This window comes from Chryseobacterium sp. CBTAP 102, assembly GCF_003201365.1.
GTDB classification, from domain to species: Bacteria; Bacteroidota; Bacteroidia; order Flavobacteriales; family Weeksellaceae; genus Chryseobacterium; species Chryseobacterium candidae.
Window position 1 is genome coordinate 46,239 of the sequence record NZ_QICX01000007.1, and the last position, 21,331, is coordinate 67,569.

A 21,331-nucleotide genomic window follows, 5' to 3' on the forward strand; every position below is an offset into this window, starting at 1 on the left:
GTTGAAAGGATTTTGAAAATAATTTTTTAAAATCAATGCAAACAATAAGTCTGAATCTCCCAATAATACTTACTTTTGCTTTCATAAAGATTCTGAAAATGAAAAACATTGTATCAAAAAGTATTCTGGGATTAGGACTGATGATTGGTCTTGCATCCTGCAAAAAATCGGATTCTCCCCTTACAAAAGTAACGCCCAGCAACCTGGATTCTATTGCTTCCAATTATTACGAGCAGTATCTGAAGCTATACCCGTTAGATGCTACAGCACAGGGAGATACAAGATATAATGACCAGCTTCCTATCAATATTGATAAAGATTTTATCTCAGGAGAAATAGCATTCTACAATTCTGTGCAAAAACAGCTGGAACATGTAGATTATAAATCTCTTTCTGATGAAGATAAGGTAGTGTATGATGTTTTGGATTATACTTTAAAAGATAAAACTGAGGCCTATGCCTACCATCCGGAATATATTCCTTTTACTCAATTTGGAGGACTTCCGCTTACTTTTCCTCTGTATGGGAGCGGACAGGGCAATCAACCTTTTAAAACAGAAAAAGACTACAGCGACTGGCTGAAAAGAATGGAAAAATTCCCGGAATGGATGAATGCCGCGGCAGACAATTTCCGCGAAGGAATCAACAATAAGATTGTACTTCCTAAAAAACTGGTTGTCAAGATGATTCCTCAGATGAAAGCAGAGGAAATCACCACTTCTGACATGGAAAAGAATATTTTCTATGGTCCGATAAGAAATTTTCCGAAAAGCTTCTCTCAGGCTCAGAAAGAAAAATTCTCGGCACTTTATAAAGAGGCTATTACCAAAAAAATTATCCCTGCTTATACTAAAATGGGAATATTTTTAGAAAAAGAGTACCTTCCGAAAGCAAGAGATACAGACGGATACAACAGTCTTCCAAACGGAAACGAGATCTACAACTATTATGTAAAAAGCTGGACAACCACTAAAAAGTCTCCTGAAGAAATTAATAAGATCGGACTTCAGCAAGTAGCTATGCTTCGTGCAGAAATGGAAAAAGTAAAGCAGCAGGTAGGTTTTACAGGAACTCTTGAAGATTTTATCACTTTTGTTAAAACGGATCCAAAGGCAATGCCTTATAAAACGTCTAAAGAGGTTTTAAATGCATTTAACGGGATCTTAACTAAAATCACTCCGAAGCTGAAAACCATGTTTAATGTAACACCTAAAACAAAGTTTGAGATCAGACAGACGGAGAAATTCAGAGAAGCAAGTGCCAGTGCAGAATATATGCCGGGAACTCCGGATGGTAAAAGAGCTGGAATATTTTATGTCCCGTTACCGGACCCTGCCAAATTTAATGTTACTTCAGGAATGGAGTCTCTTTTCCTTCACGAAGCCATTCCGGGGCATCACTATCAGATGTCTCTTCAACAGGAAAATACTAAACTCCCTAAATTCATGAGATTCGGATGGTTCGGAGCTTACGGCGAAGGATGGGCTCATTATTGTGAGACTTTAGGCCCTGAGTTTGGTTTATATACAGATCCTTATCAGAAAATGGGTTACCTGAGCGATCAGATGCTGAGAGCGGTAAGACTTGTAGTAGATACGGGACTTCATACCGGAAAAATGACAAGAGAAGAAGCGATCAGATATTTCTTAAGCAATATTTCTTATGATGAAGGCGCTGCCACTGCAGAAGTAGAAAGATATATGGCGATGCCGGGTCAGGCTTTAGGGTATAAGATAGGGTCTTTAAGAATCCGTGAGCTGAGAGAAAAATATCAGAAAGAACTTGGGAACAAATTCAATCTGGCAAGCTTCCACGATGAAGTGTTAAGCCAGGGGTGTCTTCCTCTGGATGTTCTGAACAGAAAAATGGAGCTTTGGGCTCAAAAACAAAAATAGTTTCTTTATGAGACTATTTTTGTTTTTTACCTGTATTTCATTGGTGTTATTGAGCTGTCAAAAGAATCAAAATTTTGAAAAATTCACGGTTAATAAAGACTTACCACATTATGACACGATTCAACTTCTCACAAAATATCCGGAGCTGAAGCTCTATAACAGTGAAATTGTTGAAAGCCGGACCAGAACAGCTTGTATTGTTCAGAAAGCATTTTATTATGAGGGTCTTCTTAAAAGATCATTTCTTTTCGAGGACTATAAATGTAAAGCTCAATATCAAAAAGATACTTTAAACATTCTATTAAACAATTATAATGGGTATTTTGGTAATGGAGTTTTGGTAAAGGTATTTGACAATAGATTTTATATAAAAGATATTGATCCCAAAACATTAAAGGGTGAGCTGAAATTTATAAAATCAAAAATCTCGGAACAGAAGTTTGTTTTAAACACTAATATATTCAAAAAAAACGACAGCATTTATGGTTTCGTAGATTATAAATGCAGTATTGACAGTTTGGTTTACAAGAATTTCAGGGGATATTTTAGAACTAAAATACAGTAAAATTAATATGATCACAGAAAGCCTCAGATCTCTTTTTAACAGAGATTTAAATAAATTAAAAACAGAGATAGAAGCCTATCAAAACGAAGAAAACCTTTGGAAGATTGATAAAAACATTGCTAATTCTGCGGGTAATCTAACCCTTCACTTGGTGGGAAATATCAATCATTTTATAGGAGCACAGCTTGGAAACACCGGATATGTAAGGCATCGTGAGCTGGAATTTTCATTAAATGATGTTCCTAGAGCTGAACTTATTGAAAAACTTGAAGCCACCATAGCAATGATAGATTCCGTTCTGCCGCAATTGTCTGAAGAAGATCTTAAAAAAGAATACCCATTGGTTGTTTTTGAGAGAGCCATGACAACAGATTACTTTCTGATCCATCTGGTTGCTCATCTTGATTATCATTTGGGACAGATTAATTACCACAGAAGGTTATTGGACATTTAATCCATCAATTAACAACTAAAATAACGCAACGATCACAAAGTAATTGTTGCGTTTTCTTTTTCGTTCGCAAGGCCTTTTCACTCAGCTAAGAAAACATTGTCCTGGCCAAACGAAGTACCTCTTTGCGATATTTGCATTAAAATACAACGGGTTACTTCTCAAACATCATTTTCGTAATAAAATCCTTTTCTCCTTTTCCTCTTGCCGGAGAATATTCTCTTCCATAGAAAATGATCTGAAGGTGAAGCTTATTCCATACTTCTTCAGGGAATAATTTCTTGGCATCACGCTCCGTTTCCACCACATTTTTTCCGGAGGTAAGTTTCCACTGTGTCATCAGCCGATGAATGTGAGTATCTACAGGAAAAGCAGGAAATCCGAAACCCTGGCTCATCACTACTGATGCAGTCTTGTGCCCTACGCCCGGAAGCGCTTCCAATTCTTCATAAGTTTGCGGAACAATACCGTTATGTCTTTCCAGCAGAAGTTCTGCCATCCTTTTAAGGTTTTTGGCTTTGGTATTGGATAGTCCGATTTCTTTAATTAATTCCTTGATCTCAAATTCTTCAAGTTTAGCCATTCTTTGTGGCGTTCCTGCTACCGCAAAAAGATCTGGGGTCACCTGGTTAACTTTTTTATCTGTGGTCTGTGCGGAAAGTGCTACAGCTACCATTAATGTATAGGGATCGGTATGATCTAACGGAATAGGTGTGGTGGGATATAATTTATCCAGTTCTATCTGAACAAGCTCAGCTCTTTGTTTTTTTGTCATGTATGCCTTAAATTTGAACAAAATTAAATCATTATGCTGAAAGTTGGAGATAAATTACCTGAATTTGAAGGATTCAATCAAGACGGAGAAACGGTAACCTCATCAAAGTTAATAGGAAAAAAACTGGTGGTTTTCTTCTATCCGCAAGCGAATACACCAACCTGTACTGTGGAAGCCTGCAACCTGAGTGATAATTATTCCAGGCTTGAAAAAGCAGGATACCAATTACTGGGAGTAAGTGGCGACACTGTAAAGAAACAGAAGAACTTCCACAGTAAATTTGCATTTCCCTATGATCTTATTGCAGATGAAAACCGCAATATCATTGAGAAATTCGGGGTATGGCAGGAGAAAAAAACGTTTGGAAAAACGTATATGGGAATTGTAAGAACCACTTTTATTTTCGATGAAAATGGTATTTGTACAAGAGTGATTGAAAAAGTAACGTCAAAGACTGCTGCTGAGCAGATTCTGGAGGGATAGCTTTTTTTTAAAACACAGATATCACAAATATTTTCACAAATAACACAGATATATTATTGTGCTATTTGTGAAAATATTTTTTTATAGATTTATTATTCTGTTTCGTAATAATTTAACTCTTCTGTTTCACCAGGAAGTGTAACGTGCTTTTTAAACCTTAATCCCAGCTTTTCAATGAGCTTTTGGGAAGAAACATTATCTTTTGAAATGATGGCGGATATTTTTGTTAATCCAAACTCATCCATTCCAATAGATTTAACCTTCTGAGCAGCTTCAAAAGCATATCCTTTACCTTCGAACTCTTCCAGTAGAGAATATCCTATATCCACAATATCCAGCCCTTCTCTTTCGAAGATTCCTACTGCCCCTACTTTTTTATTTCCCTCTTTAGTTACTAAAAGATAGTTTCCAAATCCAAGTCTTTCAATTTGGGGAGCAAATCTATTGAGGATATAATTTTCGGCGTCTTCCACAGAATTAACATTCCGGTTTCCGATATGTTGAATGAATTTGGGTCTGTTGTAAAGCTCAAAGACGAAATCTTTGTCTTCACTGGACATGGGACGAAGGATTAATCGCTCTGTCTCATAGGTATTATCTGCGTTTGGGTGTTTTTTGGGGTTCATCTTTCTTTGGTTCTTCCTTTTTTTCGATTTTTAAAAGTCTCGGGTTATTAGCGCATTTTTTATTGTAAAGCTCAATATAGGTTCCATTGTCTTTGACATTGCTTACAGCACCTGTAGATTTATTTACTGTAACTGTATAATGCGTTTTCTGGTATGGACATTCCTTTGAGGTGAGTTTTCCAAGGTCCAGATAGTAATTCGACTTGTCTTCATGATAATTACCTGCAAGGTCCTTAAACTCCTCATCTATCATATATCCGTCAGCAGCTAATACAACAGCAGCTTCCTGGGCATTATCAATTCTGTCTACAAACTTCTTCAGTCCTTCGACATCCGTAACGTAATTTACTTTACCTCCTTCTGAATAAGCGATATAATAAAAGCTGTCTTCACTGGGAAAAAGATTAAATCCAGAGAATTGAGGAGTATAATTTACCTTACCCGAAATCTTTATTTCCTGACCTTTACCATAGCTGTTGTAGACCAACACCCATGAATCTACCCTGCTACCCGGGTTGATTTGCTGTAAAACAGCAGGAATGCTTGAAAACTTTTTCTTCTCCTGGGCAAATCCTAAGATTCCCAAAAGTAAAAATGTAAGAATTGTAAATCGGGTTGCGGTTTTAATCATAATTTAAAAATCAGCAGAAAATATAACAAATATTACATGAACTTCTCGCCCTTCTTAAAGCTCTTCAAATCAAGAACATAATCTTTAATGAGCTGATCATTATCCCGGGGACAGATAAGAAGTGCCTTATCTGTGTCTACAACAATGTAGTTTTCAAGGCCATCAATGATCACAGCCTTATTATTATTCTTTAACCGGATGATATTCCCTTTTGAATTATAAGAAAGTAAATGTTTCAGTTTTACAGCGTTTCCGTCTTTATCTTTTTCCGTATTTTCATATACAGAGGTCCATGTCCCAAGATCACTCCATCCTAAATCTGAAGGAATTACATATACATTCTTGGCTTTTTCCAAAATCCCGTTATCAATGGAAATTTTCTGTACCTTCGGATAGATGGTTTCAATACAACTGTTTTCTTTTTCTGAGTTGTACTCACAAGCCATAAAATGCTGCATCATCTCAGGAAGATAAAGATTAAATGCGTGGTGAATGCTTTTTACATTCCAAACAAAAATCCCTGCATTCCAAAGGAAATCACCACTTTCCAAGAAGCTTTGGGCTATTTCAAGAATAGGTTTTTCAGTGAATGTTTTCACTTTAAAATATTCAGATCCCTTTTTTTCTACAAACTGAATATAGCCATAACCTGTATCAGGTCTTGTAGGAGTGATTCCTAATGTTACAAGATAATCATTTTTTGAAGCCACCTCAAACGCAAGCTCTACTTTTTCCAGAAATGTATCCTCTTTAAGAATAAGATGATCAGCCGGCAATACAATCATGGTGGCATCCGGATTAATCTCAGCAATTTTGTTCGCCATATACAGATTACAAGCTGCTGTATTCTTCATAAGCGGCTCACCCACAATATTCTCTTCAGGAATCTCCGGAAGCTGCTGATGGGAAACATGAACATATTCTTTATTCGTAATCACGAATATCTGCTCTTTAGGAATTACCTTGCTGATTCGGTCATAGGTCTGCTGAATCATAGTACGCCCGGTTCCTAAAATATCCTGAAACTGTTTTGGAAATTTCTGCGTGCTCATAGGCCAGAACCGGCTTCCGATTCCTCCAGCCATGATAACACAATATCTATCTGATTTTGACATTCTTAGCTACATTTTTCTACCCTCGCTAAAGGCTTAAAAGAATACTTCCTTCCAGTAGCCAGGTTCCTACAAAGATAGTTTTTTTTAACCAGACCTTCTAATAAATACTTTTCGTTGCGATAGATAAAAAATTCGCCCTTTTTAAGTTCCTCGATAAATTGCAGAGTATCATCCTGCTTCTCAGTATGGAAATATCTTACCAGATCAGGGCTTGCCATAAAATTGGCTTTGGGTGATTTTGAAAATTTTATGATGATAGGCTTCAGCTCTTCATCATAAATTTCAAGACTTTCCAGAAGCATATTTCTGAAAGTTTCTTTCCATTCGTTGCCATGAGGCGAGATTCTTCTTCCATATTTTTCGAAAGCAATCAGATGTGCCAGCTCGTGCGTAAGCACAAAGAAAAAAAGCTGCGGAGTAAGAGTAGAATTTACCGTAATTTCATGAGAATTGTCCGGAAGCTTTCTGTAATCCCCAAGTTTTGAATTTCTGTTCCTTGTAACTTTTATATGTATATAGTAATCTGCAAACCAGATTCTTAAATATTTAAGTGTATTTTGAGGTAAGTATTTTTCTAATGATTGAATTGGCATTTTACAAACTTAATGGAATTCCTGCATAGAAATTCAATAGTTTAAGACTAAAAAGATAATTATATTTTGCCTGCGCTACTGATCCCCGTGCATTTGCATAATTATTTCTCGCCACGTTGACGTCATAGATAGTGGTTTTACCGGCAGCATAACTTTTATCTGCAAAATCAAGAGCCAGTTTAGAGCTTTTTTCAGCTTCCACTGCCGCCAGATAAGTTTCATAATTGGCATCAGCATCAAACTGAGCTTTCTGAACATTTTGTCTTACCGTCTGTTTCTGTTGCTCTAAGGTATTTTTGGCTATGCTTTCGTTGATTTTGGACTGCTCTACCTGAAGTTTTGTTTTCCCTTTATTGAAGATAGGAATATTAAGTGATACCCCTACATTTTGTCCGAACTGATCTTTATATTGTTCAAAAAAAGTTCCCTGCACAACACCCGGCATAGCATCAAACTGCCTGTTATAAAAAGTATTAAGACCAGCATTGGCTGTCAACGTAGGCCAGAATGCCGTTTTACTTACCTCAGTTTGCGCTTCTGCAGATCTTATCCGGCTTTCGGCCGCTTTGATCTGGGGTTGTATATCATACGCCGTTGCAAGCACTTCATCTACAGTATTAAGCTGTAAATCAAGTTTTTCCGGAACATTCACATCTTCAACATCAAAACCCTTATAATCTGACAGTTGTAATAGCTGAGCAATAGCAAACAAAGCGCGTCCAACATTTACTTCTGCTGTTTTAAGGTTTTGTTTTTCTCTTGCCAATGCCGCTTCAGCCTCTGCCAGAACCGTCTGCGCAGTTGTTCCAACCTGAGTTGTGATCTTAGCTCTGTCAAACTGTTTCTGAGCATTATCCACGGCACTCTGAGAAATTTTAACGATCTCTTTATTCAATAAGGTGTTCAGGTATTGTTGAGCGATCTGAAGAGAGATATCATTTTTAATGGTTTCAATGTCATATTGACTTGCTTCTACATCAAACTGGGCTTTTCTTACATTTTTCTCTAATCTCCCATTATTATAGAGCAGAATATCGGCTCCCAGACCAACATTGTTATTGAATCTATCGTTTCTAAAGCTTCCTGCTCCTAATGAGCCTTGCCCAAAACTTACTCCATTTGTAACACTAGCTGATACAGAAGGTAAATACTCTTTTTGGGCTGCTTTAAGATTATATTCCTGGTTTTGTTTGTTATACTGATTTTGGATAACCTGAAGATTATGCTCCACTGCATAGCTTACACATTCTTTTAAGGACCATTTCTTCTGAGCACTTAAACCCAGATAACCTAATCCAAAAACGATGATCCAAACTTTTTTCATATTGTATATGTTTATTTGTTTTTAATGGCCATATGGAATCGCATCATATTAAGCAATATTTGTATTTACAAATCAGAGCGATTTCATATTAAGATTTTTCAATATTAGACGAATTAAATATAAAAAAGTTACAGATTGAAAAATTATATTTTATTTTAAAAAAACTTTTGGGAATTTTGTACCATGACAAATGAACAATATCAGGAAGCTATCGATTGGCTTTTCGTACAGATGCCCAACTATCAGATAGATGGACAGAAAGCTTATAAACCTGGGCTTGACAACATAACAAAGCTTTGTGCTTTTTTTGGAAATCCTCAGGATAAAATAAAGTGTATTCACATTGGCGGCACCAATGGAAAGGGTTCTTCAAGCAATATGCTGGCATCGGTTCTTCAGGAAGCTGGTTATAAAACCGGATTGTACAATTCCCCACACCTTATAGACTTCACAGAGCGCATTAAAGTGAATGGAAGAAATTGTAATAAAGAATTTGTCTTTGATTTTATTCAAAAGCTGAAAACGATTCCGGAATATATCCGTCCCTCTTTCTTCGAATTTACAACCATCATGGCTTTTGAATATTTTTATCAGCAGCAGGTAGATTTTGCCATTATTGAAGTAGGATTGGGAGGAAGACTGGATTCTACCAATATTATTAAACCATTGATTTCGGCTATTACCAATGTTCAGCTGGATCATCAGAATATTCTTGGAGATACCATCGAAGAAATTGCCACGGAGAAAGCTGGGATAATTAAAAGCAATATCCCAATTGTTTCCGGGGACGAGAACGAAGCCGTTAAAAATATCCTTCAGGAAAAAGCAACGAAAGAAAATGCTCCATTTGTAGATGCTACTCTTATTAATACAGATCTGGAATCTGATCTGAAAGGAAACTATCAGAAAAAGAACATCAGAGTTGTAATGGCCGCGGTAGAAGAATTAAGAAAACAAGAAATAGAGATTGCTGACGGAGCATTGGAAAAAGGACTTCTCCATGTGCATCAGAATACAGGATTTATTGGCCGTTGGTTTGAATTTTCACAACATCCGCTTACGATTTGTGATACGGGGCACAATCAGGCAGGTTTGGAGTATGTTTTTTCACAATTAAATTCAATTGAGAGGCACAAGCATGTCATTTTGGGATTTGTGAATGACAAAAAAATAGATGATGTAATGAAAATACTTCCTGAAAATTCTGAGTTCTATTTTGCAAAACCGTCTGTCCACAGGGGAAGACACCCGGAAGATTATGAAAACATGCTTCAGGAGGCGAAAATTTTTTATAAAATTTTCGATTCCGTGCAGGAAGCGTATCTCGCTGCAAAAGAACAATGTACAAATGAAGAAATGATTTTTATTGGCGGAAGCAACTTTGTAGTGGGAGATTTTTTGGAAAAAAATTTGGAGATTAAAGAATAAGTCGTATATTTGCACCACTCTAAACAAGAGAACAAGTATAGAGGGTTCTTAGCTCAGTTGGTTCAGAGCATCTGGTTTACACCCAGAGGGTCGGGGGTTCGAATCCCTCAGGACCCACAGAAAAGGAAACGAAACCTTTCAAAAAAATTCGGGTTCTTAGCTCAGTTGGTTCAGAGCATCTGGTTTACACCCAGAGGGTCGGGGGTTCGAATCCCTCAGGACCCACAGAAATCTCTCTTTTTTAAGGGAGATTTTTTTATTTTTATCCCTAAGCATTTAAAAGCGTCCTGCGCTTTCCTTATATTTATTTACCTTTGTCTGCATTTGAATTTCGCCTGACGTGAAGGAACTCCATCTCATATCATTCAATTATCCCTACCCTCCTTCTTATGGTGGGATCATTGATGTATTTTATAAGATTAAGGCCTTGTCTGATCTGGGAATAAAAATTCACCTTCACTGTTTTGTAGATCAAATCCCTCATAAGATTGATCCGGAGGTCAAAGCGATTACGGAAAATCTGTTTTTTTATCAAAAGAGAAAGAATCCACTCCTCTATTTTTCAGGAACACCTTTCGCAGCAGCTATCAGAGATTCTAAAGCCCTTCTTAAAAACCTGGAAAAGAATAAAGCTCCGATCTTGTTCGAGGGTTTACAGACAACGCATATTATCCGGTTTCTGAAAGAGAATAACCAAAAACTCTATCTTCGCCTTCACAACAACGAAGCTGAATATTATAAAGGCCTTTCCGGGTCAGAAAAAAATCTATTCAAAAAGATCATCTACACCATTGAATCTTTAAAATATACAGGATATCAGAAAAAGCTTTTAAAGAAATTCGAAGCCGTATTCTGCTTGTCTGAAAAAGAGTATCATGAAGTTGAATCCTATTCAAAGAATGCACATTTGATTCATATTTTCCACGGCAACCCATCCGTAAAGCAACTGGATAAAAAAGGAAGTTATTTTCTTTTTCACGGAGATCTCACCACTGCGGACAATAAAAGAGCATTGAATGAGACTATTGAGTTATTTAAAACGCTTCCCCAATATAAACTGGTTGTCGCCTCAGATCGGGCCAGTGAAGATATTAAAAGCAAGATTTCGGCAGTTGAGAATATCAGCCTCACTCCTATTGAAACTACAGAAAACCTTTATCGTCTTCTGGAAGCTGCTCATGCCAATATTTTGATTTCTTACCAGAATTCAGGAACAAAGGTGAAGCTTTTCAATACGCTTTACAACAGCCGTTTTGTAATTATTAATGGTAATATTACGGATGATCCTGTTTTAACAAATTTATGCCTGTATGGTACTGATATGAGGCAAATCCGCCAGCATATTATTACCTCAGCTGAAAAAGACTATCATGAAACGGAAAAAAGAAAGAATATTTTAGAAACAAGCCACTCTGATAAAGCTAAAGCCGAAGAAATAATAAAGCTGATTTTTAAAAATTAACCCTGTCCACAACTTTCTGAATATTAAATTCTTCAAGACAGGCCCAGTCGCCTCTGTAACATTCTTTATCTCCAAAAACGGAACATGGCCTGCAGCTCAGATCTTTCACCTGAACCGCATCTTCTTCGCTCTGTCCAAATCCTAAAAATCCGGCATAAGGGTGAGTTGCTCCCCAAATAGAAACACATCGCGTTCCTACAAGACTTGCAAGGTGCATATTGGCAGAATCCATGGAAATCATCAGTTCTAATCCGGCAATATAATTAAGTTCTTCTGTAAGATTTAATTTTCCGGCAAGGTTTTTTGTATTAGGAATCTCTTCTTCCCATTTTTCAAGGGTTTCGGTTTCTTTTTTACCTCCTCCAAAGAAGTACACCGTATGTTTCCGAGCCAGAATTCTTACCAGCTCATACGACTTCTCCAAAGGAAGCATTTTTCCCTTATGCTGGGCAAAAGGAGCGAACCCTATTCCTGATTTCTGCTCCGAAACCGGCCTTAATTGATGAGAAAGTTCAATCCTGAATCCCATTTCACGAAAAACATCAGCGTAACGTTCCACCGTTTTTTTAAGCTGAACCTTTTCCAGATTCCATACATCCGTAAGATGTTCTTTTTCCTCTTTCCCTTTATTTATTTTGAAAACCTTAAGTCCTTTCCGTCTGTATATTCTGTCTAAAACCTTGGTTCGGATTACATCATGGAGGTTGGCAATACAATCAGGATTAAATTCACGGATCAGTTCATTACTCAGTTTTCTCAATCCAAAAAGACCTTTGTAATCATCCAGATCAATTCCCTTAAAAGTTACATTGGAAATTCCCGCAAACAGAGACTCAAAGTTTTTCCTGGAAACCATAATAATTTCCACACCGGGATTCTGCTCCAGAAATTCTCTGAAAACAGGTACTGTCATTGCAACATCTCCGAATGCGGAAAAACGATATGCTAAAATTCTGGTCACGATTATGATTTCAGCTGGTAAGCAACTGCATAAAACTTGATCTGCTTTGTCATCGCCATCAGCCCGTTAGCTCTTGAAGGTGAAAGAAATTCCTGTAGTCCTATTTCTCCGATAAAATCAAAATCAGAATCCAGGATTTCCTGAGTGGAATGTCCACTGTAAATACTCACTAATAGAGAAACGATACCTTTGGGTAAAATACCATCAGAATCTGCATTAAAGAAAAGTTTCCCTTCTTTAAATTCAGCATCAATCCAAACTTTGCTCTGGCAGCCTTTAATAAGATTTTCTTCTGTTTTCTTATCATCCGGTAAGCCTTTCAGTTCTTTTCCAAGATCAATGATGTACTCATACTTTTGCTCCCAATCGTCAAGAAAAGCGAATTCGTCTATTATTTCCTGCTGTTTTTCTTTAATGGTCATTTTAAATCAAATTTCTTTTGCAAAGATAACCAATTTTGTAAAAATTATTTACCGGATGCTTTTTCAAAAAGCTGCAGGATTTTTGTTTCTTCATTCTCCCAGCAAAAAACATCTGCTGCCTTATTTAATTCACTTTGATAATACTGTCTTCCCCTATGAAGAACAAGATTAATTGCTTTCTCAATGGTTTCAGGCTGATGATCCGGAATAATTTCTCCTACATTAAATTGATTTTTTATCCTTTGCATCTCCGGAAAATTAATCATCACAAGCGGTACTCTAGACTGTATGTAATCACAAACCTTATTGGGAAGCGAATAATAGTAGCTTACCCCGTTGTTTTCTTCAAGACTGAATCCCGCATCAGCAGTTTTGGTTATTTCCCTAAGATTTTCCGGTTTCAGCTTACCCAGGAAAAATACTTTATCCTGCAGTTTTTCCTGAATAACAAGTTCCTCATATTCTTTTTTCTTTGGTCCGTCACCTGCAATTTTCAGGACAGCATCTTTAATATGATGCATTGCCAAAATCATTTTTTCTATACCTCTGGATTGATTAATTGCTCCCTGATACAGAATAATTTTAGGCTTATTATCGGGAATTTCCGGTGCAGAAAGAATTTTTCTCGGAATATTTCTAACCACTACCGGATTCACATTGTATTGTTCATGAAACCATTCTGCGTAGCTTTCACTTTCTGTCATCATCAAATCCATGTGAGGAACGAGCTTTCTCTCTAGCACTCTCCAGAATTTTTGCGAAAATCTGTTCTGAACCGATGGCATTTCCGTGAAAATTTCATGGCTGTCAAAGACTAGCGGAATGTTCAGTTTTCTGGCAATGAGATAATTTGGCAGAAGTGCATCAATGTCATTGGCATGAAGGATCGTATCTTTGTCCGCTTTTTTCTTCAGCTCTTTATATAATTTCCAGTTGAATTCAAAATAAGCGGTCTTTAAACTTTTAGACTTTAAGCTGATCCTTGAAAAAGAGTAAGGACGCTCCATTTTTTCATTTCCTTCCCAGTCGTTACCGATCAGTTCTATAGAATATCCGTTGTCAAAAAGGGTTTTGCATACCTTCTCTATCCGTTGGTCAGTATACAGATTACTAAAAGCAGAAGTAATTATTTTTTTCCTCATCAATCTTTCTTATCTAGCATTAAATAATAGATTTGAATGAAACAAATAAGCCCGTTTGGTATAATAACCGGCCAAAGCATTCCATTAAAGATACCATAAATGACAAAACAAATACAGCCAATCATATTGACCACTCTTATTTTTCTTACATCTTTCAGTATGAAACTCAATACGATAAAAAGAGAAGCAGAATAGCCGATGTAATTAGTAATTTCAGTATTCATGGGGGAAATTTAGGGAGAACAAACTTAATCATTTTCAATAAGATAATAAAATTTTTTCTGCCATAAAGTCATTAATTGTTTTTTGGTAAAATATTTGTAATTTAGATAATGAATAAAAGGTAATGCTGCCTTTGTTCTAATGAGATATATTATGGATTATAAGTTTTCACAAGGTTTGAGCCAGGTGTTCAAACAAAGCAAAAGCGAAGCTAAAAGGCTGAAAAGTGAATTTCTTAATACAGAACATCTACTTTTAGGTATTATAAAAACGGAAAACTCTGCAAAAGAAATCCTTCAAAACCTTAATGCGGATTTAACACAAATCAGAAGAAAAATTGAAACTTTAAATACAGCAAGTCTAAATCCTATTTCTGAAGAGGTTACCAATATTTCTTTCACCAAGATGGCAGATCATGCCATTAAACGTGCAGAGTTAGAATGCCGCCAATATAAAAGCAATGAAATTAATACCGTTCACCTGCTTTTAGGTATTCTTTATAAATATGAGGACCCTACTTCAAATATTCTGGGAGCTTATGACATCGACTACGAAGGAGTTTCAAGAGAATACCAGACTATGCTTAAAAATTCAGGCCAGTCTCCTCAGATGAGTGCTTATGACGATGATGATGAGAGAGAAGAATTTGAGCAAATGAGAAAGCCTACAGGAAATCTAGGTTCTGCAAAAAGTAAAACGCCTACTTTGGATAACTTTGGTAGAGACCTTACTTCTTTGGCCAGAGATGGAAAACTGGACCCGGTGATCGGGCGTGAAAAAGAAATTGAGAGAGTTTCTCAGATCTTATCGCGTAGAAAGAAGAACAACCCTCTTCTTATCGGGGAGCCGGGAGTTGGTAAATCTGCCATTGCTGAAGGTTTAGCATTAAGAATTCAACAGAAAAAAGTGTCCAGAGTTCTTTACGGAAAACGTGTGATCACTTTAGATCTGGCAAGTTTAGTGGCCGGAACTAAATATCGTGGTCAGTTTGAGGAAAGAATGAAGGCCATTATGACGGAGCTGGAGAAAAACAGAGATGTCATCTTATTTATTGATGAGCTACATACCATTGTAGGTGCGGGAAGTTCTACAGGAAGTTTAGATGCTTCCAATATGTTCAAACCGGCTTTGGCAAGAGGAGAAATTCAATGCATCGGGGCCACTACACTGGATGAATACCGTCAGTATATTGAAAAAGACGGAGCTTTGGAAAGAAGATTCCAGAAAGTAATGGTGGAACCTACTTCTATTGATGAAACTGTTCAGATCCTGAACCAGATCAAAGATAAATATGAAGAACATCATAATGTAATCTATACTCCGGAAGCAATTCTGGCTTGTGTCAATCTGACATCGAGATATATTACAGACCGTTTCTTACCAGACAAAGCGATTGATGCAATGGACGAAGCCGGATCACGTGTTTATATCAAAAACATGAAAGTTCCTACAGAAATCATTGATTTTGAAAAGAAAATCGAAGATATCAAAGAACTGAAACAAAAAGCAGTAAAAGCTCAGGACTATCTGGAAGCCAGAAAGCTGAAAGATGAGGAAGAACGTCTTCAGATGGAACTGAATTCGGCGCAGGAAAAATGGGATAAGGATGTAAAAGAGAAAAAAGAAACCGTAACAGAAGAAAATGTAGCGGAAGTGGTTTCTATGATGAGCGGTGTTCCGGTAACGAAAGTTGGTAAGAACGAGCTTGACAAATTGGCCCAAATGGATGAGAAGCTGAACGGAAAAGTAATCGGTCAGGAAGATGCTGTGAAGAAAGTCGTTAAGGCTATCCAAAGAAACAGAGCAGGTCTTAAAGATCCTAACCGCCCTATAGGTACCTTTATTTTCCTTGGAACAACAGGGGTTGGTAAGACCGAATTGGCTAAGGTAATGGCAAGAGAGCTTTTTGAATCCGATGAATCTCTGATCAGAATTGACATGAGTGAATACATGGAGAAATTCGCGGTTTCGAGATTAGTAGGTGCGCCTCCGGGATACGTTGGATACGAAGAAGGTGGTCAGCTGACAGAAGCAGTAAGAAGAAAGCCTTACGCAGTGGTTCTTTTGGATGAGATTGAAAAAGCTCACCCGGATGTATTCAATATTCTGTTACAGATTCTGGATGAAGGACACGTTACAGACAGCTTAGGAAGAAAAATTGATTTTAGAAATACCATCATTATTCTGACCTCAAACATCGGAACAAGAGATCTTAAAGATTTCGGAGACGGTGTAGGATTCGGAACTTCTGCGAAGAAAACCACTTCAGACTCAAGAGCGAGAAGTACTATTGAAAATGCCCTTAAAAAAGCATTTGCACCAGAATTCTTAAACAGAATTGATGATATTGTGATCTTCAACTCTCTTGTACAGGATGATATCAAGAAAATTATTGATATTGAACTGAATAAACTTTATGGCAGACTTGAAAAACTAGGATATAAAGTAGATCTTACTGAAGAAGCAAAAGACTTTATTTCTGAAAAAGGATGGGATAAAGATTTCGGAGCAAGACCATTGAAACGTGCCATCCAGAAGTATATTGAAGACTTATTGGCAGAAATGCTGGTAAACAAGCAATTGAGCGAAGGAGAAACCGTAGTTCTTGACCTTAATGAAGCAAAAGACGGATTGATCGGGAAAACGCAGAAAACGAAAAAATCAGCTGCGGAGAAATCTTCTCAATCTTAATTAAATAAGAAAGTAAATTTCAAATAGAAAATCCCTGGGAAATTTTCCCGGGGATTTTTGTTTTTCTAAGTTTAGGCTAAAGCCGAATGAATTTTGGTTTCTGATTAAACGGGCTAAAGCCCTACCACAAAACCAATATTCGGGATCAGGCCGCTGGAAAATACGCTGGAATTCTGCTTCCATAGCACGTTATACATTAAACCCAGCTGCATAAAAGAGTTATTTCCAATTCGCTGCATATATCCTCCGCCCAAATACAAGGCATTCTCTTCTGTATTATATTTATAATCGTAGTATTTATCTTTATAATCAACAAAATAATGCTGATAGTTGGCTCCTACATAAAATGATCTGGCGAAGTAGTAATTCACAAAAGGACCTACTCCAAACATGGTGGATTTATAATAATCAGAAGTCTGCCACGAAACACTCCCTAAGACTCCGCCTTCAAAATCATTCGTAAACCTGTAACCTACTCTTGGTGATGCGGACAGATTAAACGCGCTGTTGCTTCCAAATCCTAATCCAATGCCACCTCCAAATGTCCACTTACTGTTTTCCTGCATCGGCGTACCTGCTGAAATTTGGGAAAAAACTGACCCTGAAGATATCAGCATCATAGAAATAATAAACTTTTTCATATGTTATATTTTTGGTCTTACAATTATGCTCTCGTCTGTTTCCGGCTGCAGAGAGGTTGATAAAAAAGGGCTTAAGACGCTATCGTTTTTATCAATGTTTAAAATTATGGTTTTTTTACGAATCTATTTAGTTGTATTTTTGCCGCATCAAACTAAGAACTCCCGTTAAGAGTTTCGTAAAATTGAAATACAATGAAAATAGTAGTAGGCCTCTCCGGAGGTGTAGATTCTAGTGTTACAGCATATTTGCTGCAGCAGCAAGGCCATGAGGTAGTGGCTTTATTCATGAGAAACTGGAACGATGCTTCCGTCACATTAGAAGATGAGTGTCCATGGATTGAGGACAGTAATGATGCTCTCATGGTAGCACAAAAGCTTGGAATTCCTTTCCAGGTGATCGACATGAGTGAACTTTACAAGGAACGCATTGTTGACTATATGTTTGCAGAATATGAAAAAGGCAGAACTCCCAACCCTGATGTATTGTGTAACAGAGAAGTAAAATTTGATGTTTTTATGAAGACCGCAATGTCTTTAGGAGCAGATAAAGTAGCAACAGGACATTATGCAAGGGTAAATTCTACTTTTGATGAAAACGGTAAAGAAATCTTCCACCTTCTGGCAGGAAAAGACAACAATAAAGACCAGTCTTATTTCCTTTGTCAGCTAAGTCAGGATCAGCTTTCAAAAGCGTTATTCCCGATTGGAGAACTTACAAAACCTCAGGTAAGAGAAATTGCAAAAGAAATCGGGCTGGTAACAGCAGATAAAAAAGATTCTCAGGGGTTATGTTTTATCGGAAAAGTCAGTCTTCCTCAGTTTTTACAACAGCAATTAAAACCTAACGAAGGGGAAATTGTAGAAATTTTCAAAGATTCTCCTTTATTTTCGGAAGAAAAACCTGAATTCACCTCCAAAGAAGAAGAACTTGAGTTTTTATCAAGAAAAATCAATTATAAAAAATCTGACGGAAAAGTTATCGGGAAACATCAGGGAGCCCAGTTTTTCACGATCGGACAAAGTAAAGGTCTTGGTATAGGCGGGCACAAAGAAAGCTGTTTTATCATCTCCAGAGATATGGAAAACAACATTCTTTTCGTAGGAGAAGGAAGCCATTTTCCTGGACTTCATAAAAAAGCTTTGAAAATTGACAATTCTGAACTGCACTGGGTTCGTGAAGATATGAGACTTCAGAACGGAGGATCTATGGAAGTAATGGCAAGATTCAGATACAGACAGCCTTTGCAGAAAGCGACGTTATATCAGTTTGAGAATGCTTTTTATATTGAATTTGATGAGCTTCAGTCTGCTATTGCCGAAGGACAATTTGCTTCATGGTATATCGATGAGGAATTGATCGGTAGCGGCGTGATTTCATAAGAGGTTTTGAATGAAGAGGTTTTAACTACATCGAAATTGTTTTTTAAAGAAAATAATTTTTTTAAAAATTTTCTGTAACGTTTTTTTTGTTCTCATACTTACTGAGTAAATAAAAATACTACTATGAAAACATCTGCAAAAAACCAGTATGCTTATGTAAACAATATTCTGATTGCACTTGTATCCGCTATTTTCGGTTATAATTTTTATCAGGCCATTGTGCATCCGGAAAAATCCAATATCGCGATCAGTCTTATTTTAGTAGTCCTGACTTCCGTTATGGTTCGAAAATATGGCTATCAGCAGGTAAAAGAAGAAAAGAAAGATATTTAATATCAAACAAACATTATAAAGCCCGGAACATTTTTGTTTCGGGTTTGTTTTTAATAATGAATTTTACTTTATCTTTTCATTGACATGACTTGAGATAAAAATCAATGTAACAATACATTCTGTTATTAAGATCATCAAAAGAAATCCAACAGGCCTTCCCAGCATAACTCCTCTGATAAGCTTGATAATTCCTAAGAGGAAAATAAATCCTGCGAAATAATGTGTCGTACCTGAAATAGCTCCTTTCAAAGTTTTTAGAATGAAAAGCGAAGCATAAAATCCTGGAACCAGAATGAGATAGAACTTCAAAAAATCAGGTCCTTTAAGAATAACCGGATTAAATGTCTGATGGACTGCCATAAGCCATATAAAGCCTATCACAACCGGAACTGAATGAATGATGAATTTTTTCATAATGGTTAGTTTTATTATCCTCCACAACCACCGCAACCAACGCAGCCGCCTCCACAAACATCTCCTCCGCTGCAGCTTGAGCCACCACAACTTCCTCCGTCATTATTTTGCTTATCTTTTCTGTTAGCGTCAGAAAACTCCTGATCTCCTATAATTGAAACAATAGTTCCCAGAATGAAAATAATCCCGAATACAACTCCAATAACCATTAACCCTGAAAAGTTATCTCCTTCTGTACACGACAATAAAAGCAGTGACACAAATATTGGGGCTAAGAAGGCCATTTTTCTCAGCCAGGATTGTACTTTAGATTTTTTCTTAATTTCTTTCCAGATTTCTTGGGGCGCTTCTTGCCGGAAAACCTGCCGATAACTTGCTAAAGTATCTTCAAACCATTTCTGATGTTTTTCTTTCTCTGCGAATCCACCTTTCGAAGGATGATGATGAAGCGGTCTTTTTAAGATGTGGGGACAAAATTCCTCCCAATAATTCTGGGTGTAGATCAGATGCATATGCCATACTTTATCCACAATTTTACTGGGAGAAGCTCCATGGGGAAGAATACAGCAGAGATACAGGAACTTTTTGTATTCTTCAATTGCTTTTCTTGCGAAATCAAGACTCCAGCGTTCTTCTTTGGCCAGCTTTTTTGAAAAAGGGAAATCAGCCCCGGGAGCATCAAGGGAAAATGCCTGTATCCGGCTCCAGAGGCACTCATCTTTTACTATCATTTTTGTTTCCATTGTTTTGATTTTTGTTTTTCTATTCAAATATCAATGGATTATACAATATAAAAGTCTCTCAAAAGTCTTTTTTGGTTTGATAAAAATCTTAAATTAGTCTTATAATACATACCATGAAAAAGGAAGATATTCTGCATCTTGAGAAGCTCATGAATTTCTTAAGCCGGCAATTTTTAAAGAAAAACCATTGGGAAGATGTTACAAAAACTGAATGGTCTTATATCAGTGCTGAACTGAATGATCTGATTATCAAGGATCATTCAGAAAAAGAGATCAAAAAAGAGCCAGATCTTCTGGGAACAAATTATCTGTATGAGCATCTGATCATCAATAAACTGAAAAAATTCAGACAGAACGAAAATGCAGTTCTGAGCAGGCCCAATCTCGCCAAGCTGAGTTTAATTGTGAAAGTTCTGGGGTATTCCAATTATATCGATTTCATCAATTCTAATACAGAAGCATTCAATTTTAACGATCTCAGAATTGACATGAATAAGATTAATCTGAACACCGCTCTTTTAGACCGTTTAGTAGGCTGCTGGTATTCTTATAACAGAAATCTGCCCGATAATCCTTTGATGGCAAAAGAAGACCGTATATGGCGTTCTGCGATGGAAATTTACAAGTCTGAAACCACCGGAGAATATTTTATTGAAAGAAGCGGTGGTGATCACCATAAGTATTTCGGAAAGGTAACCGCTTATTCAGATTATGTTTTTATCATAATGAACAGCAATACATTTATCCGCCAGAGACATTTCATTTCAAGGATAAAGGATAGTAAAGAAAAACTTAAGAACCCGGATTATAAACTCCACGAAATCCACTTTATAAGCACCTGCATTAGCTTCAATCAGGAGCCGATTGCCTTGTTTGAAATTTTCAGAAAAGCCGACAGAAAAAGCTTTATTTCTGATTCCATCAGTTTTCCTATTGACAGTGATGAAATCCCTGAATCTATCATTAAACAACTTGAAGATACGGAATCTAACCGGATTGATTACAGATAGTTTTTAAAAAAAACTCAACAATAA

General features: G+C 36.9%; 23 protein-coding genes and 2 tRNA genes. 12 read left to right on the forward strand and 13 right to left on the reverse strand.

Features of this window, described 5'->3' with window-relative positions:
* Positions 1 to 98: 98 nt before the first annotated feature.
* From C8D70_RS11355 to C8D70_RS11365, 3 genes are read left to right on the forward strand one after another with little or no spacing between them, the layout of a single operon-like run.
* Complete coding sequence (locus tag C8D70_RS11355; RefSeq protein WP_110367393.1) at positions 99 to 1,895, forward strand: DUF885 domain-containing protein; 1,797 nt, start codon at positions 99 to 101, stop codon at positions 1,893 to 1,895.
* A gap of 7 nt (positions 1,896 to 1,902) precedes the next feature.
* Positions 1,903 to 2,460 carry a hypothetical protein gene (locus C8D70_RS11360; protein ID WP_146212882.1) on the forward strand — a complete coding sequence of 186 codons (558 nt, stop codon included), beginning with the start codon at positions 1,903 to 1,905 and terminating at the stop codon, positions 2,458 to 2,460.
* A gap of 7 nt (positions 2,461 to 2,467) precedes the next feature.
* Complete coding sequence (locus C8D70_RS11365; protein WP_110367395.1) at positions 2,468 to 2,914, forward strand: DinB family protein; 447 nt, start codon at positions 2,468 to 2,470, stop codon at positions 2,912 to 2,914.
* A 151-nt stretch (positions 2,915 to 3,065) separates the two neighbouring features.
* Here C8D70_RS11365 and C8D70_RS11370 read toward each other — a convergent pair whose 3' ends face one another.
* On the reverse strand, positions 3,066 to 3,686 hold the full coding sequence (locus tag C8D70_RS11370) for an endonuclease III domain-containing protein (protein WP_076595135.1): 621 nt from the start codon (positions 3,684 to 3,686) through the stop codon (positions 3,066 to 3,068).
* 33 nt (positions 3,687 to 3,719) lie between these two features.
* On the opposite strand from C8D70_RS11370, the gene bcp reads away from it, so the two are divergent.
* Positions 3,720 to 4,169: a thioredoxin-dependent thiol peroxidase gene (gene bcp, locus C8D70_RS11375; RefSeq protein WP_076595136.1), complete on the forward strand. Its 450-nt coding sequence runs from the start codon at positions 3,720 to 3,722 to the stop codon at positions 4,167 to 4,169.
* Between the two features lie 92 nt (positions 4,170 to 4,261).
* On the opposite strand, the gene C8D70_RS11380 is transcribed toward bcp, so the two are convergent.
* Genes C8D70_RS11380 through C8D70_RS11400 form a run of 5 tightly spaced genes read right to left on the reverse strand, consistent with a single transcriptional unit; the run spans position 4,262 to position 8,458 of the window.
* Positions 4,262 to 4,795: a GNAT family N-acetyltransferase gene (locus C8D70_RS11380; protein WP_110367396.1), complete on the reverse strand. Its 534-nt coding sequence runs from the start codon at positions 4,793 to 4,795 to the stop codon at positions 4,262 to 4,264.
* The gene (locus tag C8D70_RS11385) at positions 4,764 to 5,426 is read right to left on the reverse strand and encodes a hypothetical protein (protein WP_110367397.1); all 663 of its coding nucleotides are present in this window, start codon (positions 5,424 to 5,426) and stop codon (positions 4,764 to 4,766) included. Before C8D70_RS11385 ends, C8D70_RS11380 begins: the two co-directional genes overlap by 32 nt.
* 32 nt (positions 5,427 to 5,458) lie before the next feature.
* Entirely contained in the window at positions 5,459 to 6,541 is a 1,083-nt protein-coding gene (locus C8D70_RS11390) for a mannose-1-phosphate guanylyltransferase (RefSeq protein WP_228408019.1), read from the reverse strand.
* Between the two features lie 2 nt (positions 6,542 to 6,543).
* Positions 6,544 to 7,134 (reverse strand): SprT-like domain-containing protein, encoded by a 591-nt coding sequence (locus tag C8D70_RS11395; RefSeq protein ID WP_076595139.1) that lies wholly within the window; start codon positions 7,132 to 7,134, stop codon positions 6,544 to 6,546.
* A gap of 1 nt (position 7,135) precedes the next feature.
* Positions 7,136 to 8,458 carry a TolC family protein gene (locus C8D70_RS11400; protein WP_110367398.1) on the reverse strand — a complete coding sequence of 441 codons (1,323 nt, stop codon included), beginning with the start codon at positions 8,456 to 8,458 and terminating at the stop codon, positions 7,136 to 7,138.
* A 183-nt stretch (positions 8,459 to 8,641) separates the two neighbouring features.
* Here C8D70_RS11400 and C8D70_RS11405 point away from each other — a divergent pair, with 183 nt between their 5' ends.
* From C8D70_RS11405 to C8D70_RS11420, 4 genes are all read left to right on the forward strand, one after another.
* A complete protein-coding gene (locus C8D70_RS11405; protein WP_110367399.1) occupies positions 8,642 to 9,886 on the forward strand; it encodes a bifunctional folylpolyglutamate synthase/dihydrofolate synthase in 1,245 nt (414 codons plus the stop codon).
* Positions 9,887 to 9,928: 42 nt separating this feature from the next.
* A tRNA-Val gene (locus C8D70_RS11410) sits at positions 9,929 to 10,003 on the forward strand.
* 33 nt (positions 10,004 to 10,036) lie between these two features.
* Positions 10,037 to 10,111, forward strand: a tRNA-Val gene (locus tag C8D70_RS11415).
* A gap of 115 nt (positions 10,112 to 10,226) precedes the next feature.
* Entirely contained in the window at positions 10,227 to 11,348 is a 1,122-nt protein-coding gene (locus tag C8D70_RS11420; protein WP_076595142.1) for a hypothetical protein, read from the forward strand.
* Here the strand turns inward: C8D70_RS11420 and C8D70_RS11425 are convergent.
* The 4 genes from C8D70_RS11425 to C8D70_RS21065 are packed head-to-tail and all read right to left on the reverse strand — an operon-like array spanning position 11,338 to position 14,097.
* A complete protein-coding gene (locus C8D70_RS11425; protein WP_110367506.1) occupies positions 11,338 to 12,261 on the reverse strand; it encodes a glycosyltransferase family 9 protein in 924 nt (307 codons plus the stop codon). The genes C8D70_RS11420 and C8D70_RS11425 overlap by 11 nt on opposite strands.
* Positions 12,262 to 12,311: 50 nt before the next feature.
* Entirely contained in the window at positions 12,312 to 12,731 is a 420-nt protein-coding gene (locus C8D70_RS11430) for a SufE family protein (RefSeq protein WP_076595143.1), read from the reverse strand.
* A 44-nt stretch (positions 12,732 to 12,775) separates the two neighbouring features.
* Complete coding sequence (locus C8D70_RS11435) at positions 12,776 to 13,873, reverse strand: glycosyltransferase (protein WP_076595144.1); 1,098 nt, start codon at positions 13,871 to 13,873, stop codon at positions 12,776 to 12,778.
* Positions 13,873 to 14,097 (reverse strand): uroporphyrinogen decarboxylase, encoded by a 225-nt coding sequence (locus C8D70_RS21065; protein ID WP_076595145.1) that lies wholly within the window; start codon positions 14,095 to 14,097, stop codon positions 13,873 to 13,875. Before C8D70_RS21065 ends, C8D70_RS11435 begins: the two co-directional genes overlap by 1 nt.
* A gap of 151 nt (positions 14,098 to 14,248) precedes the next feature.
* Between C8D70_RS21065 and C8D70_RS11445 the strand changes: the two genes are divergently transcribed.
* A complete protein-coding gene (locus C8D70_RS11445) occupies positions 14,249 to 16,786 on the forward strand; it encodes an ATP-dependent Clp protease ATP-binding subunit (protein WP_076595146.1) in 2,538 nt (845 codons plus the stop codon).
* A 113-nt stretch (positions 16,787 to 16,899) separates the two neighbouring features.
* On the opposite strand, the gene C8D70_RS11450 is transcribed toward C8D70_RS11445, so the two are convergent.
* Complete coding sequence (locus C8D70_RS11450) at positions 16,900 to 17,427, reverse strand: hypothetical protein (RefSeq protein WP_076595147.1); 528 nt, start codon at positions 17,425 to 17,427, stop codon at positions 16,900 to 16,902.
* A 192-nt stretch (positions 17,428 to 17,619) separates the two neighbouring features.
* Between C8D70_RS11450 and mnmA the strand changes: the two genes are divergently transcribed.
* Positions 17,620 to 18,807, forward strand: a complete 1,188-nt coding sequence (mnmA, locus tag C8D70_RS11455) for a tRNA 2-thiouridine(34) synthase MnmA (RefSeq protein ID WP_110367400.1) — start codon at positions 17,620 to 17,622, stop codon at positions 18,805 to 18,807.
* A 123-nt stretch (positions 18,808 to 18,930) separates the two neighbouring features.
* Positions 18,931 to 19,140 (forward strand): hypothetical protein, encoded by a 210-nt coding sequence (locus C8D70_RS11460; protein ID WP_076595149.1) that lies wholly within the window; start codon positions 18,931 to 18,933, stop codon positions 19,138 to 19,140.
* A 63-nt stretch (positions 19,141 to 19,203) separates the two neighbouring features.
* On the opposite strand, the gene C8D70_RS11465 is transcribed toward C8D70_RS11460, so the two are convergent.
* Positions 19,204 to 19,554 (reverse strand): hypothetical protein, encoded by a 351-nt coding sequence (locus C8D70_RS11465; RefSeq protein ID WP_076595150.1) that lies wholly within the window; start codon positions 19,552 to 19,554, stop codon positions 19,204 to 19,206.
* Between the two features lie 14 nt (positions 19,555 to 19,568).
* Positions 19,569 to 20,297, reverse strand: coding sequence for a glycine-rich domain-containing protein (locus C8D70_RS11470; protein ID WP_110367401.1), 729 nt, complete (start codon positions 20,295 to 20,297; stop codon positions 19,569 to 19,571).
* Between the two features lie 113 nt (positions 20,298 to 20,410).
* On the opposite strand from C8D70_RS11470, the gene C8D70_RS11475 reads away from it, so the two are divergent.
* Positions 20,411 to 21,307, forward strand: coding sequence for a hypothetical protein (locus C8D70_RS11475; protein WP_110367402.1), 897 nt, complete (start codon positions 20,411 to 20,413; stop codon positions 21,305 to 21,307).
* Positions 21,308 to 21,331 lie beyond the last annotated feature (24 nt).